The following is a 20,189-nucleotide window of genomic DNA, read 5'->3' on the forward strand; positions in this document are numbered from 1 at the left end:
TTATCCACCTGTTCGCATCAATAATACACGTAAGTTCAAAAAAAGAAGCGTTAGTGAGCAATAAACCACCAATCTAAAATAAGCACTTTATTGATACATAACAGTAATCTCATCGCCACGATTGCTTAATATAAGCAACCTAATGACAAAGTAACGGATAATGAACGTGTTAAACAAGATTCGCAGTCAACTAGTAAAGAACGCAGCTAATATTTTGCGTTCTCCAGTCCAGTTATTACCACAGCCAATTCAGCAAAAAGCGTTGCTAGAAGGGCTAAAAATGGTGTTTAAAGAAGCCTTGGAAGATGGTGACTTTGAGTTCCTTGAAGACAAGTGGTTAAAAGTTGCGATTAAAGACTTGAACTTAGCATGGTACATCAGCTATCAAGACGAAAAATTGGTGGTAGCTGAAAAACCAGTTCAGGAAGATGTGAGTTTTAGTGGTAATCTAAACGACCTAGTACTGATTGCTGGTCGTAAAGAAGACCCTGACACACTGTTCTTCCAACGTCGCCTTTCAATTGAAGGTGATACTGAGCTTGGCTTAGAAGTGAAAAACTTAATGGACAGTGTCGACTTAGAGCAGTTACCGAAAGCAATGCAAGTCGCTTTGAATCAATTGGCTGATTTTGTTCAGAAAGGAGTTCAAGCGCCTGCACAACCAACCGGAGTAGCGAATGCTTATTCGAACTGAAGCCCCAGCGGACATTCTTACCATTGACCGCTTATTGAAACACGCCTTCCCGACGGAAGCTGAAGCTGAGCTTGTGATGCGTTTGCGCGAAAACAGCAAATTCACGCTTTCCTTAGTCGCGTGTACAGATGAGGGAGAGGTGATAGGCCATGCTTTATTTAGCCCTGTGACCTTAAATGGTGAAGATTTGTCATGGCAAGGGCTAGCGCCATTAGCTGTTCATGAAGATTACCGTCGCCAAGGCATCGCTGCAGAGTTGATCAAAGAAGGTTTTGATTCACTGCGTGATTTTGGTTACCCAGTGTGTGTGGTGTTGGGCGATCCTGATTATTACGCGCGCCAGGGTTTTCAATCATGCGACGAGATGGGCTTTGAATGTGCTTGGGATGTCCCTAAAGGTGCATTTCGAGTCGCAGAGTTGGTCGAAGGTCAATGTGCTGGACGCTCCGGACGCATAGACTATGCGCCAGAGTTCTCTGAACTGTAAATGAAAGAAGCCCACGACTAAGTGGGCTTCTTTCTTATTCACTGAAAACTGAGATAGGGAGGTTAGGATGACTGGTTACTTTTCTTTTTGCCCCAGACCTCTATTTTCGCTTTTTTACTTACCCCTAGCAGGCTAAGTTTTGTGCTTCCCCAGCTACTGTAAGTCATTTCAATCCGTTTTAGCTTGGCTTCTTTTGTACCTGGAAGGCTCCAGGCACGAGTCGACAATCCGCTTGTTAGTACGCCCATAGAGGAAAGCTTTTTCTCACTACCATCTGTCATGACGACTTTTAAACCATTCATGTCTACCGTTCCTTGCACACATTTTAGTTTTATTTTACTGAAGCTTCGGTTTCGGAATAGGCTATTTGGTGTCACGGTATCTGTTTCTGTATGAAAGTTAACGGTTTTCGTTGCAATCAGCTCCCACTCATCGCTGTTATTAGCAAAAACACTCACGCTGGTGGCGGCTACCAGTGTGCAAAGTAGTAGCGTATTTAAGAATTTCATAATGTACCTCATATGTCATACCCAATGTGTGGCCGTTGGCAAAACGCTATGTTCAGGAATATCCAAATCATCTCATTGTGTTCAGGTGTTCCTTGAAGTCCTTTAGGTATAATCGCGATAATTTGATAGGATTGCCCTCGTTCAAATAGGTGACGGAAAATGTCAATTAACGAGAAACAGTATTTACGTGAAATGGGGATCAGCACATGGGAGCTGGTACACCCTGAAAGACTGGAAGGCTATCAATCGCCATTATTGGATTTGCAAAGTTCATGTAAACTCCTATTGGTATCGCCAATATGTCCAGAAAACGAGACGGCATTGATGTTTGAGCGCGTATTAAAAAGCATTAAGCTCACGCTTGATGATGCGCTACACCTAGAGCCTGAGCGCTTATCCATGCTGGGTGAACATCAGCTAGAGTGGGTGTGGTTTGCAGGCTGTGAGGCTGATCAAAGCATCAAGGCAAAGCACCTGACCTCGCCACTATTACAAGATATTGATGGTAATAACGAACAGCGCCGCGCATTGTGGCAACAAATCTGTTCGTACTCTTCTTAACGGAGCTAATGCGTGACAATTGAAATTACGCCGATGCGTGCAGAGCACCTCGACCAAGTTTGGCAAATCGAGCAGCAAGCACATTCTCACCCTTGGGCCGAATCTTTGGTTCGTGACTTATCCAGTCGCGGTGCTTGCCATCATGTGATGCTGGAAGGCTCTCAAGTGGTTGGTTACTTCTATGGACAGAATATTGTTGGAGAAGTGACACTATTAAATATTGCAGTAGCGCCTTCTCAACAGGGCAGAGGGCTAGGGCAAAAATTGCTGGACGCGTTTATTGAATACTGTGAACAAGCCAAAGCAGAGAGTGCTTGGTTAGAAGTGCGTGAAAGTAATCACCCAGCTATCCATATTTATGAGCAAGCAGGTTTTAATGAAGTGGACCGTCGTTACAACTATTACCCAGCTAAATCGGGAAATGGTAAGGAAGACGCCATTATCATGAGTTACTTATTTTTGAGTTAGTTTTAGGCCGTTACTAATTACCTCATCAACACTTATGCTTTAAATGCGTATCCGGATTCGAGGCTTTTGAATATGTAATAATAATTTTTTGAATTTTTACATCTCTTTGTGTGGAGCTGGCTTTCCCTTGTTAGTTGCAGGTAAAGGCTGGTGAGCCGAGTAAATTCAGTTCATGTCTTTCCAGTTTGCTAGCACAGCGATAATAAGCGAGAATACCGCACAATATCGAATAGTAGATATGCTTGCCTATTTTGTGAGCATGAAAGTAATTTAGAAGATTAACTAATGTCAAATCCCCTTTTTTTAGGCGAAGTGTCTAAGCGCAGAACGTTCGCTATTATTTCTCACCCGGATGCGGGTAAAACCACCATTACTGAAAAAGTACTGTTATTCGGAAACGCGATCCAAAAAGCAGGTACGGTTAAAGGTCGTGGTAACGCACAGCACGCAAAATCAGACTGGATGGAAATGGAAAAGGAACGTGGTATCTCGGTTACTACTTCTGTAATGCAGTTCCCTTACAACGATTGTCTGGTAAACCTACTTGATACGCCTGGACACGAAGACTTCTCGGAAGATACTTACCGTACTCTAACGGCAGTTGACTCATGTCTGATGGTTATCGATGCAGCGAAAGGTGTTGAGGACCGTACTCGTAAACTAATGGAAGTTACACGTCTACGTGACACGCCAATCGTAACCTTCATGAACAAACTTGACCGTGACGTTCGTGATCCAATGGAAGTATTGGATGAAGTAGAAAACGAATTGGGCATGATGTGTGCGCCAATCACATGGCCAATCGGCTGTGGTAAAGAGTTTAAAGGTGTTTACCACATTCACCGTGATGAAACGATTTTATACGAATCAGGTCACGGTCATGAGATTCAAGAAGTTCGAATCATCAAAGGTCTCGACAACCCAGAGCTTGATGAAAAAGTTGGTGCAGGCCTTGCGGAAAGTGTTCGAGAAGAGCTTGAGCTTGTCATGGGTGCTTGCCCTGAGTTTGATTTGGAAATGTTCTTAACAGGTGACCTGACGCCAGTTTACTTCGGTACTGCATTAGGTAACTTTGGTGTGGATCATATGCTAGACGGTCTAACTGAATGGGCTCCAGCGCCGAAAACTCGTCAAGCGGTTGAACGTGAAGTTGAAGCGACTGAAGAGAAGTTCTCTGGTTTCGTATTTAAGATCCAAGCGAATATGGACCCAAAACACCGCGACCGTATCGCATTCATGCGTATTGTATCGGGCACTTACACGCAAGGTATGAAGATGAACCACGTTCGTCTTGGCAAGCAAGTGAGTATCTCTGATGCAGTAACCTTTATGGCTGGTGACCGTGCACGTGCAGAACACGCTTACGCCGGTGACATCATTGGTCTACACAACCACGGCACTATTCAGATTGGTGATACCTTTACGCAAGGTGAATCACTGAAGTTCTCTGGTATTCCGAACTTCGCTCCGGAACTATTCCGTCGTATTCGCCTGAAAGATCCATTAAAGCAGAAGCAGCTTCTCAAAGGTTTGGTTCAGCTATCAGAAGAAGGTGCGGTACAGGTATTCCGTCCTCTACAGAACAACGATCTGATCGTTGGTGCCGTTGGTGTACTTCAGTTCGATGTTGTTGTGGCTCGTTTGAAATCTGAGTATAATGTTGAAGCGATTTATGAAGGCATTAACGTTGCAACTGCTCGTTGGGTTGAGTGTGGTGATGCGAAGAAACTGGATGAGTTCCAACGCAAGAATCAAGCGAACTTAGCATTGGATGGTGGTGATAACCTAACGTATATCGCCCCAACAATGGTTAACTTAAACTTGGCGAAAGAGCGTTTCCCTGACGTTGATTTCCGTGCGACGCGTGAGCACTAATTTGCGCGGTTAGGGTAAGCCTTAACGCAAACTAGATTTTAAAACGCCCTTGGCTATAAACTTAGCCAAGGGCGTTTTTATATAAGGATAAGATATGAATTGGTTTAAACGTGGGCTAAAGCGTTACGACAACTGGTGTAAAGAGATGGGGTTAACTCCCGATCAGAAACGCAGTTGTGTCCCATATCGAAAAGACCCAGCCCATCAAACTGAAGAGAAGAGTGAAGCCCAACCATCCTCTGATTTTCTGCCCGCAGATACAGATAAAAAGCGTCAAGATGAAGCTCTTTGATACGCACTGCCACTTTGATTTTGATGTGTTTCAAGATGACTTTGCACATCAACTTGAGCTTGCTCAAACGCAAGGCGTCGCAAGAATTTTGATTCCTTCCGTCGGTCCGCAAAACTGGGCTCGTATTCAAACTTTGGCAGAGCAACATGCCAATTTGTATTATGCGCTCGGCTTTCATCCGTATTTTCTTGAAGATAACGTTGAGCAGCACCTTACAGAGCTAGAAGGCTATCTAAATCAAAAAGGGCAGCAGTGCGTGGCAATAGGAGAGTGTGGTTTAGATTTTGCCATTGATGTTGATCCACAGTTGCAAGAAAAGATACTTGAAGTTCAATTTGAGCTGGCTAGACGCTTCGAACTCCCAGTTATTTTACATAGCCGAAAAGCGCACAATCGCCTCATTCAAATGGTGAAAGCGGCGAATCTCCCTAGAGGTGGTGTGCTACACGCTTTTTCTGGGAGTTATCAGCAAGCCATGGAGTGGGTCAAATTAGGTTTTTTTATCGGTGTAGGAGGAACGATTACCTACCCAAGAGCCAAGAAAACACGCGACGCAATTCAAAAATTACCACTCGAAAACCTAGTAATCGAAACAGACGCACCAGATATGCCTATACTTGGATATCAAGGGGAGTCAAATCACCCAGCCAAACTCATTCACGTCTTTAATGAGCTCGTAGAGTTGCATAACGGCCGAAAGCAATCGATTGCCTCTCAACTGTGGAAAAATAGCAATTTTGCTTTCTCGATATGTGAATAAAATCTAAAGATGTGGTTTGAAATCGAAAACGTTTTCCTGCTTATTGTGAATTAACTCACAAAGCTGGTTGAATCAATCATGAATCTTATAGGAAAGTGTGAGGCTGGCATTACTTTAATTGATTCTGCATGAGTATAATTGCCCCCGCTTTATAGCTCCATTTTGTAACACGCCAATAAATAACTTATAAGGAAGTCATAAACTATGAGCCTGTTTATGAGCCTAATCGGTATGGTAGTGCTTCTTGCGATTGCAGTGGCATTTTCTAACAACCGAAAAGCTATCAACTTTAGAACTGTGGGTGGCGCATTCGCTATCCAATTCGCATTAGGTGCATTTGTTCTGTATGTACCTTGGGGCCGTGATCTACTAAACGGTTTCTCTTCAGGTGTTTCTAACGTTATCAACTACGGTAACGATGGTTCATCATTCCTGTTCGGTGGTCTTGTTTCTGACAAGATGTTCGAAGTATTCGGCGGCGGCGGTTTCATCTTCGCATTCCGTGTTCTTCCTACACTGATCTTCTTCTCTGCACTGATTTCAGTTCTTTACTACATTGGCGTTATGCAATGGGTTATCAAGATTCTTGGTGGCGCACTACAAAAAGCGCTAGGCACTTCTCGTGCGGAATCAATGTCAGCGGCAGCTAACATTTTCGTAGGTCAAACTGAGGCACCTCTAGTTGTTCGCCCATTCGTTCCAAAAATGACTCAATCAGAGCTATTCGCGGTAATGTGTGGTGGTCTAGCTTCTGTTGCTGGTGGTGTACTAGCTGGTTACGCATCTATGGGTGTTCCACTAGAGTACCTAGTTGCGGCATCATTCATGGCAGCACCAGGTGGTCTACTGTTCGCTAAAATCCTTCACCCAGAGACTGACCAGCCTCACGAAAGTATCGAAGAAGCGATGGACGGCGGTGACGACAAACCAGTTAACGTAATCGACGCAGCTGCGGGCGGTGCGGCTTCTGGTCTACAACTTGCGCTTAACGTAGGTGCAATGCTAATCGCATTCGTTGGTCTAATCGCGCTAATCAACGGTATGCTAGGTGGCATCGGTGGTTGGTTCGGCATGCCAGAACTAACACTAGAGCTAATCCTAGGTTACGCGTTCTCTCCACTAGCATTCCTAATCGGTGTTCCATGGGCAGAAGCTGTAACAGCTGGTTCATTCATCGGTCAGAAAATCGTAGTGAACGAATTCGTTGCTTACTTGAACTTCACACCATATCTAGGTGAAAACGCTCAAGTAATCGCGGCAACTGGTGAAGTAATGTCTGAGAAGACAACAGCTATCATCTCATTCGCACTATGTGGTTTCGCGAACCTTTCTTCTATCGCGATTCTACTTGGTGGTCTAGGTAGCCTTGCACCAAACCGTCGTAGTGACATCGCTCGCATGGGTGTTAAAGCAGTTCTTGCAGGTACGTTGTCTAACCTTATGGCAGCGACAATTGCAGGCTTCTGCTTAAGCCTTGCAGCACTATAATTAGAATCGGTTCTTAATATATAGACGCCGTTTTACATCATGCCCTGTAGCAAGAGATTGCTGCGGGGCATTTTTCGTTTTTCGGGCTCCAAAATTTCATCGGGTGTTTGCCTTAGTCGAGGTATTACGCAGTCAATGGAATAGGGGCTAGGAAATTTTGAGATACAAACCGTTTGCGCTCTATTTGGTGCTACAGTTTTGCGGTGAAACTCTATAATGTATTAATCACAGGATAGTGGTTAAGCTTGATTCTTAATCACGTAATGAATATTACATAATCGATGGGCAAATGAATTGCCCTGCAATATCAGATCTAATAGGCGTTTTGCTTTGTGATGTGATATTAAAGACACCGCAATCATAGATTGTTGTGCCATAGGCCAAACTGGTACTGTGCGGTGACAAGGATAGCAATTGGCATATGATAAATTTTCGCTGTATATGCCGAGTCTTCAGGGAACCAAGTCCGTTCATTAATAGACTGTTTAGCCATTTACTCACATTGTCTCGACTTGTTGATTATAGTTAAAGACGTGATGTAAGGCTGAGTAGTGAATTTTTTGAATATTGATCGGAGATAGAAATGAGCGATTTAAAAGCAGCAGCGCTACGTGCACTTAAACTTATGGACCTAACTACGTTGAATGACGATGACACTGATGCAAAAGTGATCTCACTATGTCATGACGCGAAAACAGCAGTAGGCAACACAGCTGCAATTTGTATTTACCCTCGCTTTATTCCTATTGCTAAGAAGACACTTCGTGAGCAAGGTACGCCAGAGGTTCGTATTGCAACAGTAACGAACTTCCCACATGGTAACGACGACATTGAAATCGCAGTTGCTGAAACAAAAGCGGCGGTTGCTTACGGTGCAGACGAAGTTGACGTAGTTTTTCCTTACCGCGCGCTAATGGCGGGTGATGAGAAAGTAGGCTTCGAACTAGTTAAGCAATGTAAAGAAGCTTGTGGTGACATTCTTCTTAAAGTGATCATCGAAACAGGTGAACTAAAAGAAGAAGCACTAATCAAGAAAGCATCTCAAATCTGTATTGAAGCAGGTGCTGACTTCATTAAAACTTCAACTGGTAAAGTGCCAGTAAACGCAACACCAGAATACGCTCGTATGATGCTTGAAGTTATTCGCGACATGGGTGTTGCAGAAACTGTTGGTTTCAAACCAGCAGGTGGTGTGCGCACTGCTGAAGACGCAGCAGCATACCTAGCAATGGCTGACGAAATCCTAGGTGACAACTGGGTTGATGCTCGTCACTACCGTTTTGGTGCGTCTAGCCTGCTAACCAACCTACTAAATACATTAGAAGTATCGGACGACGTCGCTGATCCAACAGCGTACTAATTCCAATAATACGTCTGAACGGTAGCACCTAAACGGGTGCTACCAAACCTCTTCTATCCTACTACAACCATGGCTCAAAAGAGCTTGGGAGGCACTAATGTATTTACCACAAGAAATCATTCGTAAAAAACGTGACGGTGAAGTACTTACCGCAGACGAAATCAACTTCTTTATTCAAGGCGTAGCGAACAACACGGTATCTGAAGGTCAGATTGCGGCGTTTGCTATGACGATTTTCTTTAATGAAATGACCATGGATGAGCGCATCGCCTTAACGTGTGCAATGCGTGATTCGGGCATGGTTATCGACTGGAGCCACATGAACTTCGGTGGTCCAATTGTCGACAAACACTCAACCGGTGGTGTGGGTGACGTAACTTCTTTAATGCTTGGCCCAATGGTGGCAGCGTGTGGCGGTTTCGTACCTATGATCTCTGGCCGCGGTCTTGGTCATACAGGCGGTACGCTGGATAAACTTGAATCTATCCCTGGTTACAACATTACGCCGAGCAACGATGTTTTTGGTCAAGTAACCAAAGACGCTGGTGTGGCGATCATCGGTCAAACTGGTGACCTTGCTCCTGCGGATAAGCGTGTTTACGCTACTCGTGATATTACCGCAACGGTAGACAATATCTCCCTGATTACGGCGTCGATCCTTTCTAAGAAACTGGCGGCGGGTCTGGAATCGCTAGTGATGGACGTAAAAGTGGGTTCAGGTGCATTTATGCCAACTTACGAAGCGTCTGAAGAGCTAGCAAAATCAATCGTTGCGGTAGCAAACGGTGCTGGCACTAAGACTACGGCAATTCTTACGGACATGAACCAAGTATTGGCGTCTTCAGCGGGTAACGCAGTAGAAGTTCGTGAAGCGGTTCGTTTCTTAACAGGTGAATACCGTAACCCTCGTCTACTTGAAGTGACCATGGCTTCATGTGCTGAAATGTTAGTACTTGGCAAGCTTGCTGAGAACACAGAAGACGCACGCGCAAAACTGATGGAAGTGCTGGATAACGGCAAAGCGGCTGAGTGCTTCGGCAAGATGGTTGCTGGCTTAGGCGGCCCTGCTGACTTCGTAGAAAACTACGACAACTACTTAGAAAAAGCAGAAATCATCAAGCCAGTTTACGCAACAGAAACGGGCATTGTCTCTGCAATGGATACACGTGCTATCGGCATGGCTGTGGTTGCTATGGGTGGTGGTCGTCGTGTTGCTACTGATGAAATCGACTACGCAGTTGGTTTCGACGAGTTCATCCGCCTAGGTGAGGTCGCAGACAGTGATAAACCTCTTGCGGTCATCCACGCTCGCACTGAAGAGCAATGGGAAGAAGCGGCAAAAGCACTGCGCAGTGCAATCAAAGTAGGTGGTGAATACACACCAACTCCAGAGGTTTACCGCCAAATTCGTGCAGAAGATATCTAATAGAACAAGTAATTACACAAGGCCTACTCAACCATAATAAAAAGCCGAGTGGGCCTAAGGAACGAGCAATGAAAAGAGCATTTATTTTAGTACTAGACTCATTCGGTATCGGTGCAACTGCCGACGCTAAAGAATTTGGTGATGTAGGTTCAGACACACTAGGTCACATCGCTGACCAATGTGAAAAAGGCTTAGCAGATAACGACAATCGCCAAGGTGTACTTCGCCTTCCAAATCTATCGAAACTTGGTTTGGCAATGGCGCATAAAGAATCGACAGGTCGCTTCGCACCTGGACTAGACGCAGACGCTGAAATCATTGGTGCATACGGTCATGCAGCAGAGCTTTCTTCAGGTAAAGACACGCCGTCTGGTCACTGGGAAATCGCAGGTGTGCCTGTTCTGTTTGACTGGGGTTACTTCACTGACAAAGCAAACAGCTTCCCGAAAGAATTGACTGACCGCATTCTTGAGCGTGCAGGTCTTGACGGTTTCCTAGGTAACTGTCACGCATCTGGTACTCAAGTTCTTGACGATCTTGGTGAAGAGCACATGAAGACTGGCAAACCAATCTTCTACACCTCTGCGGACTCTGTATTCCAAATCGCATGTCACGAAGAGACTTTCGGTCTAGACCGTCTACTAGAGCTTTGCCAAATCGCACGTGAAGAGCTAGAAGATTACAACATTGGTCGTGTTATCGCGCGTCCATTTGTTGGTGCTGGTAAAGGTCAATTTGAGCGTACCGGTAACCGTCGTGACCTTTCTGTTGAGCCACCATCAGCAACGGTTCTACAGAAACTTGTTGAAGAGAAGCAAGGCAACGTGGTTTCTATTGGTAAGATTGCTGATATCTACGCAAACTGCGGCATCACTAAGAAAGTGAAAGCGACAGGTATCCCTGCATTGTTCGAAGCAACGCTAGAGCAAATCAAAGAAGCGGGCGACAACACGATCGTATTCACTAACTTTGTAGACTTCGACTCAGCTTACGGTCACCGTCGTGACGTAGCGGGTTACGCAGCGGCACTTGAGTACTTCGATGGTCGTATCAACGAAGTGCTAGAGATTATGGAAGAAGACGATGTGCTTATCCTAACGGCAGACCACGGCTGTGACCCAACATGGCCAGGTACTGACCATACTCGTGAGCACATCCCAGTATTGGTTTATGGTCAAAAAGTACCAGCTGGTTCTCTTGGCCGCCGCGAAACATTCGCAGATATCGGTCAAACATTGGCAAGTTACTTCGGTACTTCTCCAATGGATTACGGTAAGAACTTCCTATAATTAGTTAGGTTTTTGAAAACTAGGAGCTTGATTGCTCCTAGTTTTATGTTTGCAGTATGTAAATGCTGCTTGTCGGAAATGAGAATACTCTGGCTTATATCGCCTTAAGCGCGGAGCGCTAGAGAAAGGTTAAGGAAAAGAAAATGGCAACTCCACATATCAATGCTGAAATGGGTGCATTTGCAGACGTCGTACTGATGCCTGGTGATCCACTACGTGCAAAATACATCGCAGAGACTTTCCTTGAAGATGTCGTTCAAGTGTGTGACGTTCGTAATATGTTTGGTTACACAGGCACATACAAAGGCCGTAAGATCTCAGTAATGGGCCACGGTATGGGTATCCCATCATGCTCGATTTACGCGACTGAACTAATCAAAGACTTCGGCGTGAAGAAAATCATCCGTGTTGGCAGCTGTGGCGCAGTGAATGAAGACATCAAAGTGCGTGATGTTGTGATCGGCATGGGTGCATGTACTGACTCTAAAGTGAACCGTATCCGCTTTAAAGGTCATGACTTCGCGGCAATCGCAGACTACAACATGGTTCGTGCGGCAGAAGACGCTGCAAAAGCTCGCGGTATTGACGTTAAAGTTGGTAACCTATTCTCAGCAGAGCTTTTCTACACGCCAGATCCAGAAATGTTCGATGTAATGGACAAGTACGGCATTGTTGGTGTTGAAATGGAAGCGGCTGGTATTTACGGTGTTGCGGCAGAATACGGTGCAAAAGCTCTGACAATCTGTACGGTTTCTGATCATATCAAGACTGGCGAACAGACTACATCTGACGAGCGTCAAACGACATTCAACGACATGATGCTAATCGCACTAGATTCAGTATTGCTTGGTGACGAAGAGTAAGCGACGAAGAGTCATTCTATTTTTCGCTCTCAAGAGCTAAAAAACAGCCCACACATTGCGGGCTGTTTTTATATGAGTTGTTAGCGCTACCTAGTTACTTGGTTAGCAGCAGGTTTGGCGCTTTTTTACGACGTATCGGTTGTCGACGTAAAATCAAGATGAACAACATACCACAGACAAAGCTCATTAAGACCATCATGTACATATAACGATCGCTCTTGCGATAGTGGTGGTCAGAAATAGCCGTCACCCGGCCCGTCTCAAAGGTCACGCGAACAAAACCGATAAGCGCACCATCTGCAAAAACTGGTTCAACCAACTGCTGGCGACCAATGGAAGCTGTTGCCAAAGGCGTATCCAGGCCAAGAACTTCGCGTACCGATAATGCCTCTTCACTAGACGCTAAACGTACACCCTGTGCATCGTAGATTGTTGCATCAAACACTAAACGGTCTTGTGCTAGCTGGTTTGTTAGCTGAAGTAATCGTTCTTGATCTTTAGTTAAAATCATCTCACTGGCAGAAAGAGACGCCTGTGAAATCAAAACTTTGGTGAGCGTTTCAAGCTGTTGTGCTTGAATTTTCTCATTACCCTTACTGATCACAACACTGTTTTTTATTGTGATAAACAACATCACACACAGTAGGATTAGTGCCAGAATTCTTAGGGCATTCCTTACTGAGAACAAAGATTCACTCATGCTCTTTACTCATCCATTTAAAATAAAACAAAGACTTGCCTTTTTAGTTTGTTGAGGTAACGTTTTAGCAAAGTCATAAGGGATTATATACATGGACGCGTCAAAAAGCTTGCCTATCAGAAAACATACGACACTTTTAAAACGATTACCCGAGACTCGATTTGCCTCCCAATTAGATAAAGCAAAAGCAAACTGGATCGTATTTGCTGAGTACCTTTCGCCAAGTCACTTCGAAGACATTGATTTCTTCACCGGCTTTTACAACCCAATACTAGAAACGTGGAAAGTTGGCCAATATGAAGTAGCCCTGATGGCCGGAGAGTTGACTCCTCAACATGAAACGATCTTACAAAGTCTCAACCTAGATTACACCTCGCTTAATGAAGTGCCCGATCTATCAACCCAAGGGTTGATTGTATTTGATATGGATTCAACGGCGATCCAGATAGAGTGTATTGATGAAATCGCGAAACTGGCAGGAGTAGGGGATGAGGTCGCTGAAGTCACTGAACGTGCCATGCAAGGTGAGCTGGATTTTGAGCAAAGTTTACGTCAGCGAGTTGGTAAGCTCAAAGGTGCCGATGAATCAATTCTTGAACAAGTTCGTTCCCAGTTACCATTCATGCCGGACTTTGAAGCGCTAATTGCGACGTTGAAAGCCTTGGGCTGGAAAACAGCGATTGCCTCCGGTGGTTTTACTTACTTCTCTGATTACATCAAAGATAAAGTCGACTTAGACTTTGCTCGCTCCAATCAATTAGAAATTATTGACGGCAAACTCACGGGTAAAGTACTTGGCGATGTGGTAACGGCGCAGATGAAGTCGGACATTCTAGTGGAACTGGCGGATGAATATGAAATTGAGCAGCACAACACGGTTGCTGTCGGTGATGGCGCTAATGATCTTGTGATGATGTCGGTGGCAGGATTAGGGATTGCGTATCACGCAAAACCAAAAGTGGAAGCTCAAGCGCAATCAGCGATTCGCTTTGCAGGGTTGGGCGGTGTGCTCTGTATTTTATCTGGCGCATTGGTGAAGCAGCAAAAGGTCAGCTGGAAAGCTAAACCTTAACCATCCATTCAAAAACACCGCCAGAAAGGCGGTGTTTTTTTTCAATTTGGTATGACTTTGAATTTACTCGGTTAACTCCAATCTAATTACAACCTCTTCAGTAATGTCTTCAAATTCACTGTAACCAACGAGCGCCGTTAACTCTTTTTCTAACTTGCTCGCTTGATGTACGCCAAATTGGGTTAAGTCACTTAAATCTTGTTGCAGTAATGATGTCATCGGATCGAAAATTGGCGCAGTAGAAAGGCGAATCACGTAAAAGTCACCCATCATTCGCGCTTTCTTTATAAATTGAATCCGCTCTTTTACGCTGTTGAACTCTTGATGAAGCTTTGACTCAATGCCTGTAATTTTATTGCCTACTTTTGCGGCGCTTATGTAGATATCCTGATGTCTGGCTTGAGCACCTTCTACACGTTTTATTGGCTCTGCGATTAATGTGCTTGTCCGGCCTTTAAAGATAGGTTCAAGTGACAACAGTTGGTCATGCCCAAGACGGGCAAAAAGCTCAATGTGTTTAGGTAGCGGCAAGTTCACCCCGATAACGGGGGTTTTGATTGAAGATGACGTACTCTTACTGATAAAAATGGGCGTGCTCAGCGTACGCGAGAGCAACATGCAGTGCAGCCTTTCAAGTAGAGCATTACTTGGTAGCGTCTCTTTTTGCGGGATTAGCTTGTCTTGATTGTGCTCGATAATGCTGTTGAAAAAAGCGATTACCTTCATGGTTTGGCTGCTTTCATCAATAACTAGCTGCACGCTACAACCGTCTGGGCTTACACGAATTACTCGGTATGGCACCGACATTAACGGCAATTTTTTATCGTAGAGTTGTAATTCTCGAAAGTTGATTCTTACCTCTTGCCCAGAACGTAACATCGTAGGCTCACTTAGCCTAATTCCGAGTCCTCGTTTGGAAAGGTCAACAGTACAGCCGCCTGTTTTAGTTTGTCCTGAGTACAACTCTAAAGGTGTTTTAAAACGATAACGAGGCTCTTTTCGACGAGACTTTGCATCAAAATAAATGCCCTTTGGATTGCCGATAACTCTTCTCGGGTGACGAAACGCGTTTAACGTATTAGCGGGTAAGCGCGGCTTTTCAGTTAGCAGGTAATCCTGCCCTGATTTTTCGTCAGCAATTTCTTGCAAAATACCAATATGAGTCAGTGATTGAGACGTTTCTGCTAACTCTGGAGAGAAAGCTGCTAGGTCTTCCTGTTCTTGCTCAGATAGTTCAAAGATTGAAATTCTAAAGGCGCGCCAACTCTCTCGTTTGCCACCTAAATGCCAAAATAGCTGGCGCTGTTCGCGAGTTGCTTCAGGGCGAAACATCGAATAGAAATAGGTTCGATTCTCGTGCTCGTGAGTAAATGAATAAAGGACATTGGTTGTTCCTTTCACACCAGGCTTAATGAGTGACGCGATGCGTTGCTCGTTGAATAAGGAACCAAACATTTGCTGGTTTCTCTCATCGTGCCAGTATTGCCAAAGCTTTTGATTGTTTGGCGTTAACATTGCTAATTTTAGGTCACTACCATCAAAGAATAGAGGCAAGCTGCTGGTGTGCTTTAGTGCGATGTGCTCATAACCGCGAGTTCGAGCTCGAATAATCTTGTCTTGATTGTCGTGACGAGCCCTTTTAGCAGCACTGTTGAGCGCTTCATCTATCACTCTGGTGACGACATTGGTGTCAGTTAAGCGTATGGTTCTGAGGTATCGAACTGAGTCATTTTCGTAACAGTCATCAACCGCGAGTATGCGGTATGCAAGCGGTTTCTCTATACCTGCAACGTTAGATTTGCTGGCAAATTCAGTAAACGTGACCTGAATAATTTCCCCAAGGTTATATTTAAATGCGCTAGGGACTTTGAACTTTGCGCCAGAGCTAGATAAATCAATGCTTAATCCATGAAGAAGCTGCCCTTTAGAACGGCAAATTTCAACTTGAGATTGGACTTTCAAGCGTTTTTCTTGGCGCTTTAAATCGTAGCCTAGGTGAACGGGTTCTGCTAAGAACGGGCTTTTAGGATCCGTTAACGATTGCGTTTTTTGCTGAGTAAGGCGCTTGCTCATTACGCGAAAGTTATTTCGCGTGTTGACCAATGCTTCCCACATTCCTTCCGTGTAGCAGCCAAACTTTTTGATGTTTTTATGGTAAGCGTTGAAAGCAACATCATCCAACCAATGTGGAATACCATCCAAAATATACTCGCGACATTCGCCTTGAACGCGACCTCGCAAATCAATGCTTTTTTTGCATGGAGCCATTAAGCGGTTAAGTTCCATTTTAACCAAAATTTTGGCCGAAGGCGGCTCTTCCTCGGTCAGTTGGCCAAGGACAAAGTCAAAGTCATTCGTACCGTAAACGGGAATGAGTCGTTCTGCGAGCGAGAGAATTTCAGATTGCTGCATTATTTCTGTTAGAGTATGTCGTTACTTTAAATTGTATCGGCTAAGCGAAGTAATACTTAAGTATATCAATAGTTCATTTCAGTTCAGGTCTGACTTGGCTGTGCTTAGTCACATTTGTAGAAAAAATTGAGGCATCATGGCGAAAGCAAAACGAGCGTATGTTTGTAATGATTGTGGCGCGGACTTTCCCCGTTGGCAGGGGCAGTGTAACGCATGTGGTGCATGGAATACGATAACAGAAGTACGTATCGCTGCATCGCCAACCGTTGCTCGCAATGAACGCTTAAGCGGCTACGCTGGTTCCGCAACAGAAGCTACGGTTCAAACGCTATCCGAAATTGATCTGCAAGAAGTACCTCGCTTCACCAGTGGGTTTAAAGAGCTTGACCGCGTCTTGGGTGGTGGTGTTGTGCCAGGTGCCGCAATTTTGATTGGTGGTAACCCTGGTGCAGGTAAATCAACCCTTCTGTTGCAAACCATGTGTAGTTTATCTGCGCAAATGCCAACGCTTTACGTAACCGGTGAAGAGTCATTACAGCAGGTGGCAATGCGTGCTTCCCGATTGGGCTTGCCGAAAGATCATTTAAAAATGCTATCGGAAACGAACGTCGACAAAATTTGCCAAATCGCCGAAAAAGAGCAGCCTCGTATAATGGTAATAGACTCGATTCAGGTGATGCACGTTTCTGATGTTCAATCGTCGCCTGGCAGTGTTGCTCAGGTACGTGAATCTGCGACGGCTCTGACACGATACGCAAAACAGAATAATGTTGCGGTATTTATTGTTGGTCACGTAACAAAAGATGGTACCCTTGCGGGCCCCAAAGTTCTTGAACACATTATCGACTGTTCGGTACTACTCGATGGTGGAACGGATAGCCGATTCCGCACTTTGCGTAGTCATAAAAACCGTTTTGGTGCTGTGAATGAGCTTGGTGTATTTGCAATGACAGGCCAAGGATTGAAGGAAGTGAGTAACCCATCAGCGATCTTCCTTTCTCGTGGTGAAGAAGAAACATCAGGCTCTTCAGTCATGGTGGTTTGGGAAGGCACGCGCCCTCTACTAGTAGAGATTCAAGCGCTGGTGGATTACTCGCAGTTAGCCAACCCTCGTCGTGTTGCGGTCGGCTTGGAGCAGAACCGCCTATCACTTTTGCTCGCTGTGTTGCATAAGCATGGTGGCTTACAAATGGCAGACCAAGATGTCTTTGTTAATGTGGTTGGCGGTGTTAAGGTGACGGAGACAAGCGCTGATCTTGCTTTAGTTATGGCGCTTTTATCGAGTTTTCGTGACCGTCCACTCCCTAAAGATGTGGTGATTTTTGGTGAGGTAGGGCTTGCGGGCGAAATCCGTCCAGTGCCAAGTGGGCAAGAGCGTTTGAATGAAGCGTTCAAACATGGTTTCAAGAAAGCCATCGTGCCAGCAGCCAACATGCCGAAAGGTGGCATCCCTGGCATGCAAATTCACGGCGTTAAGAAATTGTCGGAAGCGATAGAGGCTTTTGACGAGCTGTAATGCTCATAAGAATGGTATTTGTGCAATCACAAACTGTTCTATCCGTCCTCAATAAAATGCGAATAAAGTACATAAATTGCTGTGTTTGACTATGCTTTGGGGACGGAAATTTCACGTTAAAATTTTTTTTCTTCCATCCGCACGCAAGGGTATCAGTATTGACAGAATGTGATATACTCTGCGCGCACTTTATACCTTATTAACAGAGTAAGACAATGACTGATTTATCAAAATACAGAAACATTGGTATTTTTGCTCACGTAGACGCGGGTAAAACTACCTCTACAGAGCGTATCCTAAAGCTAACTGGTAAGATCCATAAGATCGGTGACACTCACGACGGTTCAACTACTACTGACTTCATGGAGCAGGAAGCTGAGCGTGGTATCACAATCCAGTCTGCAGCAACAACTTGTTTCTGGAACGATCACCGTCTAAACATCATCGATACTCCTGGACACGTTGACTTCACTATCGAAGTTTACCGTTCTCTAAAAGTACTTGACGGTGGTATCGGTGTATTCTGTGGTTCTGGTGGTGTTGAGCCTCAGTCAGAAACTAACTGGCGTTACGCTGACGAATCACACGTATCACGTCTGATCTTCGTTAACAAACTAGACCGTATGGGCGCAGATTTCTACAAAGTTGTAGATCAAGTACAGAACGTACTAGGTGCTACACCTCTAGTTATGACTCTACCTATCGGTATCGAAGAAGATTTCGTAGGTGTTGTAGACGTACTAAGCCAACAAGCTTACGTATGGGATGAGTCTGGCCAACCAGAGAACTACGAAGTTCAAGATATTCCAGCAGACATGGTAGAAAAAGCTGCTGAATACCGTGAAATGCTAATCGAAACTGCTCTAGAGCAAGACGAAGATCTAATGATGGCTTACCTAGAAGAAGGCGAAGAGCCATCTCTAGAAGACATCAAACGTTGTATCCGTAAAGGTACTCGTGATCTAGCATTCTTCCCAACTTACTGTGGTTCAGCGTACAAGAACAAAGGTATCCAACTTATTCTTGACGCGGTAATTGATTACCTACCATCTCCAACAGAAGTTGATCCACAGCCTCTAACTGATTCAGAGACTGGTGAGCCAACTGGTGAAGTTGCGACTGTATCTGCAGACGAGCCACTACGTGCTCTTGCATTTAAGATCATGGATGACCGCTTCGGTGCTCTAACCTTTATCCGCATCTACTCTGGTAAGATGAAGAAAGGTGACACAATCCTTAACTCTGCAACTGGTAAAACAGAGCGTATCGGCCGTATGGTTGAGATGCACGCGGACGAGCGTAACGAGATCGATTCAGCACAAGCTGGTGACATCATCGCTGTAGTTGGTATGAAGAACGTTCAAACTGGTCACACTCTATGTGATCCTAAGCACGAATGTACTCTTGAGCCAATGATCTTCCCAGATCCAGTAATCTCTATCGCAGTTAAGCCTAAAGATAAAGGCGGTTCTGAGAAGATGGGCATCGCGATCGGTAAAATGGTTGCAGAAGATCCATCATTCCAAGTTGAGACTGATGAAGATTCAGGCGAAACTATCCTGAAAGGTATGGGTGAACTTCACCTAGACATCAAGGTAGATATCCTTAAGCGTACTTACGGCGTTGAGCTAGAAGTTGGTGCTCCACAGGTTGCTTACCGTGAAACTATCACTCAAGCAATCGAAGATAGCTACACGCACAAGAAACAGTCTGGTGGTTCTGGTCAGTTCGGTAAGATCGACTACCGCATCAAACCAGGTGAGCCAAACTCTGGCTTCACGTTCAAATCAACAGTTGTTGGTGGTAACGTACCTAAAGAATTCTGGCCTGCAGTTGAGAAAGGCTTTGCGTCAATGATGGAGCACGGTGTTCTAGCTGGCTTCCCTACTCTAGACGTTGAAGTTGAACTATTCGACGGTGGTTTCCACGCAGTTGACTCTTCAGCTATCGCTTACGAAATCGCAGCGAAAGGTGCATTCCGTCAGTCTATGCCTAAAGCTGGCGCGCAACTTCTTGAGCCAATCATGAAAGTTGACGTGTTCACTCCAGAAGATCACGTTGGTGACGTAATCGGTGACCTTAACCGTCGTCGTGGTATGATCAAAGACCAACAAGCAGCTTCTACTGGCGTACGTATCAAGGGTGATGTACCTCTATCAGAAATGTTTGGTTACATCGGTACTCTACGTACTATGACTTCTGGTCGTGGTCAGTTCTCTATGGAGTTCTCACACTACGCACCATGTCCAACAAACGTTGCAGAGCAAGTAATTGCTGACGTTAAAGAGCGTAACGCTAAGAAGTAATTCTTAAGTTAACTCTATAACTTGAAAGCCCCGCTTAGTGCGGGGCTTTTTGTATTTAGCAGTCTTATACGCAGAGCGTGTTTGTTTTATTCCTATTTAGCGTTTGTTTTG

The 20,189-nt window shown here is 44.9% G+C and carries 19 protein-coding genes; 15 read left to right on the forward strand and 4 right to left on the reverse strand.

Annotation, left to right across the window (positions count from 1 at the left end; all coding sequences use genetic code 11):
* Window positions 1-166 precede the first annotated feature (166 nt).
* The gene (locus tag R7Z50_RS11585) at window positions 167-694 is read left to right on the forward strand and encodes a ubiquinone anaerobic biosynthesis accessory factor UbiT (protein WP_005394645.1); all 528 of its coding nucleotides are present in this window, start codon (window positions 167-169) and stop codon (window positions 692-694) included.
* Complete coding sequence (locus R7Z50_RS11590; RefSeq protein WP_005380119.1) at window positions 678-1,181, forward strand: GNAT family N-acetyltransferase; 504 nt, start codon at window positions 678-680, stop codon at window positions 1,179-1,181. The genes R7Z50_RS11585 and R7Z50_RS11590 overlap by 17 nt, the downstream gene beginning before the upstream one ends.
* Window positions 1,182-1,243: 62 nt before the next feature.
* On the opposite strand, the gene R7Z50_RS11595 is transcribed toward R7Z50_RS11590, so the two are convergent.
* A complete protein-coding gene (locus R7Z50_RS11595; RefSeq protein ID WP_005380120.1) occupies window positions 1,244-1,690 on the reverse strand; it encodes a hypothetical protein in 447 nt (148 codons plus the stop codon).
* Window positions 1,691-1,849: 159 nt separating this feature from the next.
* Here R7Z50_RS11595 and R7Z50_RS11600 point away from each other — a divergent pair, with 159 nt between their 5' ends.
* From R7Z50_RS11600 to R7Z50_RS11625, 6 genes are all read left to right on the forward strand, one after another.
* Entirely contained in the window at window positions 1,850-2,251 is a 402-nt protein-coding gene (locus R7Z50_RS11600) for a DNA polymerase III subunit psi (protein WP_005380121.1), read from the forward strand.
* Window positions 2,252-2,263: 12 nt separating this feature from the next.
* Window positions 2,264-2,719, forward strand: coding sequence for a ribosomal protein S18-alanine N-acetyltransferase (rimI, locus tag R7Z50_RS11605; RefSeq protein ID WP_005380122.1), 456 nt, complete (start codon window positions 2,264-2,266; stop codon window positions 2,717-2,719).
* Window positions 2,720-3,004: 285 nt separating this feature from the next.
* Window positions 3,005-4,594 carry a peptide chain release factor 3 gene (gene prfC / locus R7Z50_RS11610; protein ID WP_005380123.1) on the forward strand — a complete coding sequence of 530 codons (1,590 nt, stop codon included), beginning with the start codon at window positions 3,005-3,007 and terminating at the stop codon, window positions 4,592-4,594.
* Window positions 4,595-4,688: 94 nt separating this feature from the next.
* A complete protein-coding gene (locus R7Z50_RS11615) occupies window positions 4,689-4,886 on the forward strand; it encodes a DUF5363 family protein (protein ID WP_005380125.1) in 198 nt (65 codons plus the stop codon).
* A complete protein-coding gene (locus R7Z50_RS11620; RefSeq protein WP_005380129.1) occupies window positions 4,873-5,646 on the forward strand; it encodes a TatD family hydrolase in 774 nt (257 codons plus the stop codon). Before R7Z50_RS11615 ends, R7Z50_RS11620 begins: the two co-directional genes overlap by 14 nt.
* A gap of 204 nt (window positions 5,647-5,850) precedes the next feature.
* Window positions 5,851-7,134, forward strand: coding sequence for a NupC/NupG family nucleoside CNT transporter (locus R7Z50_RS11625; protein WP_005380131.1), 1,284 nt, complete (start codon window positions 5,851-5,853; stop codon window positions 7,132-7,134).
* Between the two features lie 358 nt (window positions 7,135-7,492).
* Here R7Z50_RS11625 and R7Z50_RS11630 read toward each other — a convergent pair whose 3' ends face one another.
* Window positions 7,493-7,627 carry a hypothetical protein gene (locus R7Z50_RS11630; RefSeq protein WP_005391675.1) on the reverse strand — a complete coding sequence of 45 codons (135 nt, stop codon included), beginning with the start codon at window positions 7,625-7,627 and terminating at the stop codon, window positions 7,493-7,495.
* A gap of 90 nt (window positions 7,628-7,717) precedes the next feature.
* Between R7Z50_RS11630 and deoC the strand changes: the two genes are divergently transcribed.
* The 4 genes from deoC to deoD all read left to right on the forward strand — a co-directional run bounded on the left by deoC (window position 7,718) and on the right by deoD (window position 12,072).
* The gene (gene deoC / locus R7Z50_RS11635) at window positions 7,718-8,494 is read left to right on the forward strand and encodes a deoxyribose-phosphate aldolase (RefSeq protein ID WP_005380133.1); all 777 of its coding nucleotides are present in this window, start codon (window positions 7,718-7,720) and stop codon (window positions 8,492-8,494) included.
* A 97-nt stretch (window positions 8,495-8,591) separates the two neighbouring features.
* Complete coding sequence (deoA, locus tag R7Z50_RS11640) at window positions 8,592-9,920, forward strand: thymidine phosphorylase (protein ID WP_005380134.1); 1,329 nt, start codon at window positions 8,592-8,594, stop codon at window positions 9,918-9,920.
* A 68-nt stretch (window positions 9,921-9,988) separates the two neighbouring features.
* Entirely contained in the window at window positions 9,989-11,209 is a 1,221-nt protein-coding gene (locus R7Z50_RS11645; protein WP_005380135.1) for a phosphopentomutase, read from the forward strand.
* Window positions 11,210-11,352: 143 nt separating this feature from the next.
* Entirely contained in the window at window positions 11,353-12,072 is a 720-nt protein-coding gene (gene deoD, locus R7Z50_RS11650) for a purine-nucleoside phosphorylase (protein WP_005380140.1), read from the forward strand.
* Between the two features lie 94 nt (window positions 12,073-12,166).
* On the opposite strand, the gene R7Z50_RS11655 is transcribed toward deoD, so the two are convergent.
* Entirely contained in the window at window positions 12,167-12,772 is a 606-nt protein-coding gene (locus R7Z50_RS11655; protein WP_005391677.1) for a YtjB family periplasmic protein, read from the reverse strand.
* 91 nt (window positions 12,773-12,863) lie between these two features.
* Between R7Z50_RS11655 and serB the strand changes: the two genes are divergently transcribed.
* Window positions 12,864-13,844, forward strand: coding sequence for a phosphoserine phosphatase (gene serB / locus R7Z50_RS11660; RefSeq protein WP_318149088.1), 981 nt, complete (start codon window positions 12,864-12,866; stop codon window positions 13,842-13,844).
* Window positions 13,845-13,907: 63 nt separating this feature from the next.
* Here serB and R7Z50_RS11665 read toward each other — a convergent pair whose 3' ends face one another.
* The gene (locus R7Z50_RS11665; RefSeq protein WP_005380143.1) at window positions 13,908-16,256 is read right to left on the reverse strand and encodes a PilZ domain-containing protein; all 2,349 of its coding nucleotides are present in this window, start codon (window positions 16,254-16,256) and stop codon (window positions 13,908-13,910) included.
* A gap of 136 nt (window positions 16,257-16,392) precedes the next feature.
* On the opposite strand from R7Z50_RS11665, the gene radA reads away from it, so the two are divergent.
* Window positions 16,393-17,772, forward strand: coding sequence for a DNA repair protein RadA (gene radA / locus R7Z50_RS11670; protein ID WP_005386443.1), 1,380 nt, complete (start codon window positions 16,393-16,395; stop codon window positions 17,770-17,772).
* 215 nt (window positions 17,773-17,987) lie between these two features.
* Complete coding sequence (fusA, locus tag R7Z50_RS11675; RefSeq protein WP_005386444.1) at window positions 17,988-20,078, forward strand: elongation factor G; 2,091 nt, start codon at window positions 17,988-17,990, stop codon at window positions 20,076-20,078.
* Window positions 20,079-20,189: the final 111 nt, after the last annotated feature.

This window comes from Vibrio sp. 1249-1, assembly GCF_033340495.1.

Bases quoted from the DNA above. Each gene is read 5' to 3' on its own strand.
- fusA (WP_005386444.1), top strand. From the start codon at position 17,988: ATGACTGATTTATCAAAATACAGAAACATTGGTATTTTTGCTCACGTA.
- R7Z50_RS11615 (WP_005380125.1), top strand. From the start codon at position 4,689: ATGAATTGGTTTAAACGTGGGCTAAAGCGTTACGACAACTGGTGTAAA.
- R7Z50_RS11645 (WP_005380135.1), top strand. From the start codon at position 9,989: ATGAAAAGAGCATTTATTTTAGTACTAGACTCATTCGGTATCGGTGCA.
- R7Z50_RS11600 (WP_005380121.1), top strand. From the start codon at position 1,850: ATGTCAATTAACGAGAAACAGTATTTACGTGAAATGGGGATCAGCACA.
- prfC (WP_005380123.1), top strand. From the start codon at position 3,005: ATGTCAAATCCCCTTTTTTTAGGCGAAGTGTCTAAGCGCAGAACGTTC.
- serB (WP_318149088.1), top strand. From the start codon at position 12,864: ATGGACGCGTCAAAAAGCTTGCCTATCAGAAAACATACGACACTTTTA.
- R7Z50_RS11595 (WP_005380120.1), bottom strand. From the start codon at position 1,690: ATGAAATTCTTAAATACGCTACTACTTTGCACACTGGTAGCCGCCACC.
- R7Z50_RS11625 (WP_005380131.1), top strand. From the start codon at position 5,851: ATGAGCCTGTTTATGAGCCTAATCGGTATGGTAGTGCTTCTTGCGATT.
- deoC (WP_005380133.1), top strand. From the start codon at position 7,718: ATGAGCGATTTAAAAGCAGCAGCGCTACGTGCACTTAAACTTATGGAC.
- R7Z50_RS11590 (WP_005380119.1), top strand. From the start codon at position 678: ATGCTTATTCGAACTGAAGCCCCAGCGGACATTCTTACCATTGACCGC.
- radA (WP_005386443.1), top strand. From the start codon at position 16,393: ATGGCGAAAGCAAAACGAGCGTATGTTTGTAATGATTGTGGCGCGGAC.
- deoD (WP_005380140.1), top strand. From the start codon at position 11,353: ATGGCAACTCCACATATCAATGCTGAAATGGGTGCATTTGCAGACGTC.
- deoA (WP_005380134.1), top strand. From the start codon at position 8,592: ATGTATTTACCACAAGAAATCATTCGTAAAAAACGTGACGGTGAAGTA.
- R7Z50_RS11620 (WP_005380129.1), top strand. From the start codon at position 4,873: ATGAAGCTCTTTGATACGCACTGCCACTTTGATTTTGATGTGTTTCAA.
- R7Z50_RS11630 (WP_005391675.1), bottom strand. From the start codon at position 7,627: ATGGCTAAACAGTCTATTAATGAACGGACTTGGTTCCCTGAAGACTCG.
- R7Z50_RS11655 (WP_005391677.1), bottom strand. From the start codon at position 12,772: ATGAGTGAATCTTTGTTCTCAGTAAGGAATGCCCTAAGAATTCTGGCA.
- R7Z50_RS11665 (WP_005380143.1), bottom strand. From the start codon at position 16,256: ATGCAGCAATCTGAAATTCTCTCGCTCGCAGAACGACTCATTCCCGTT.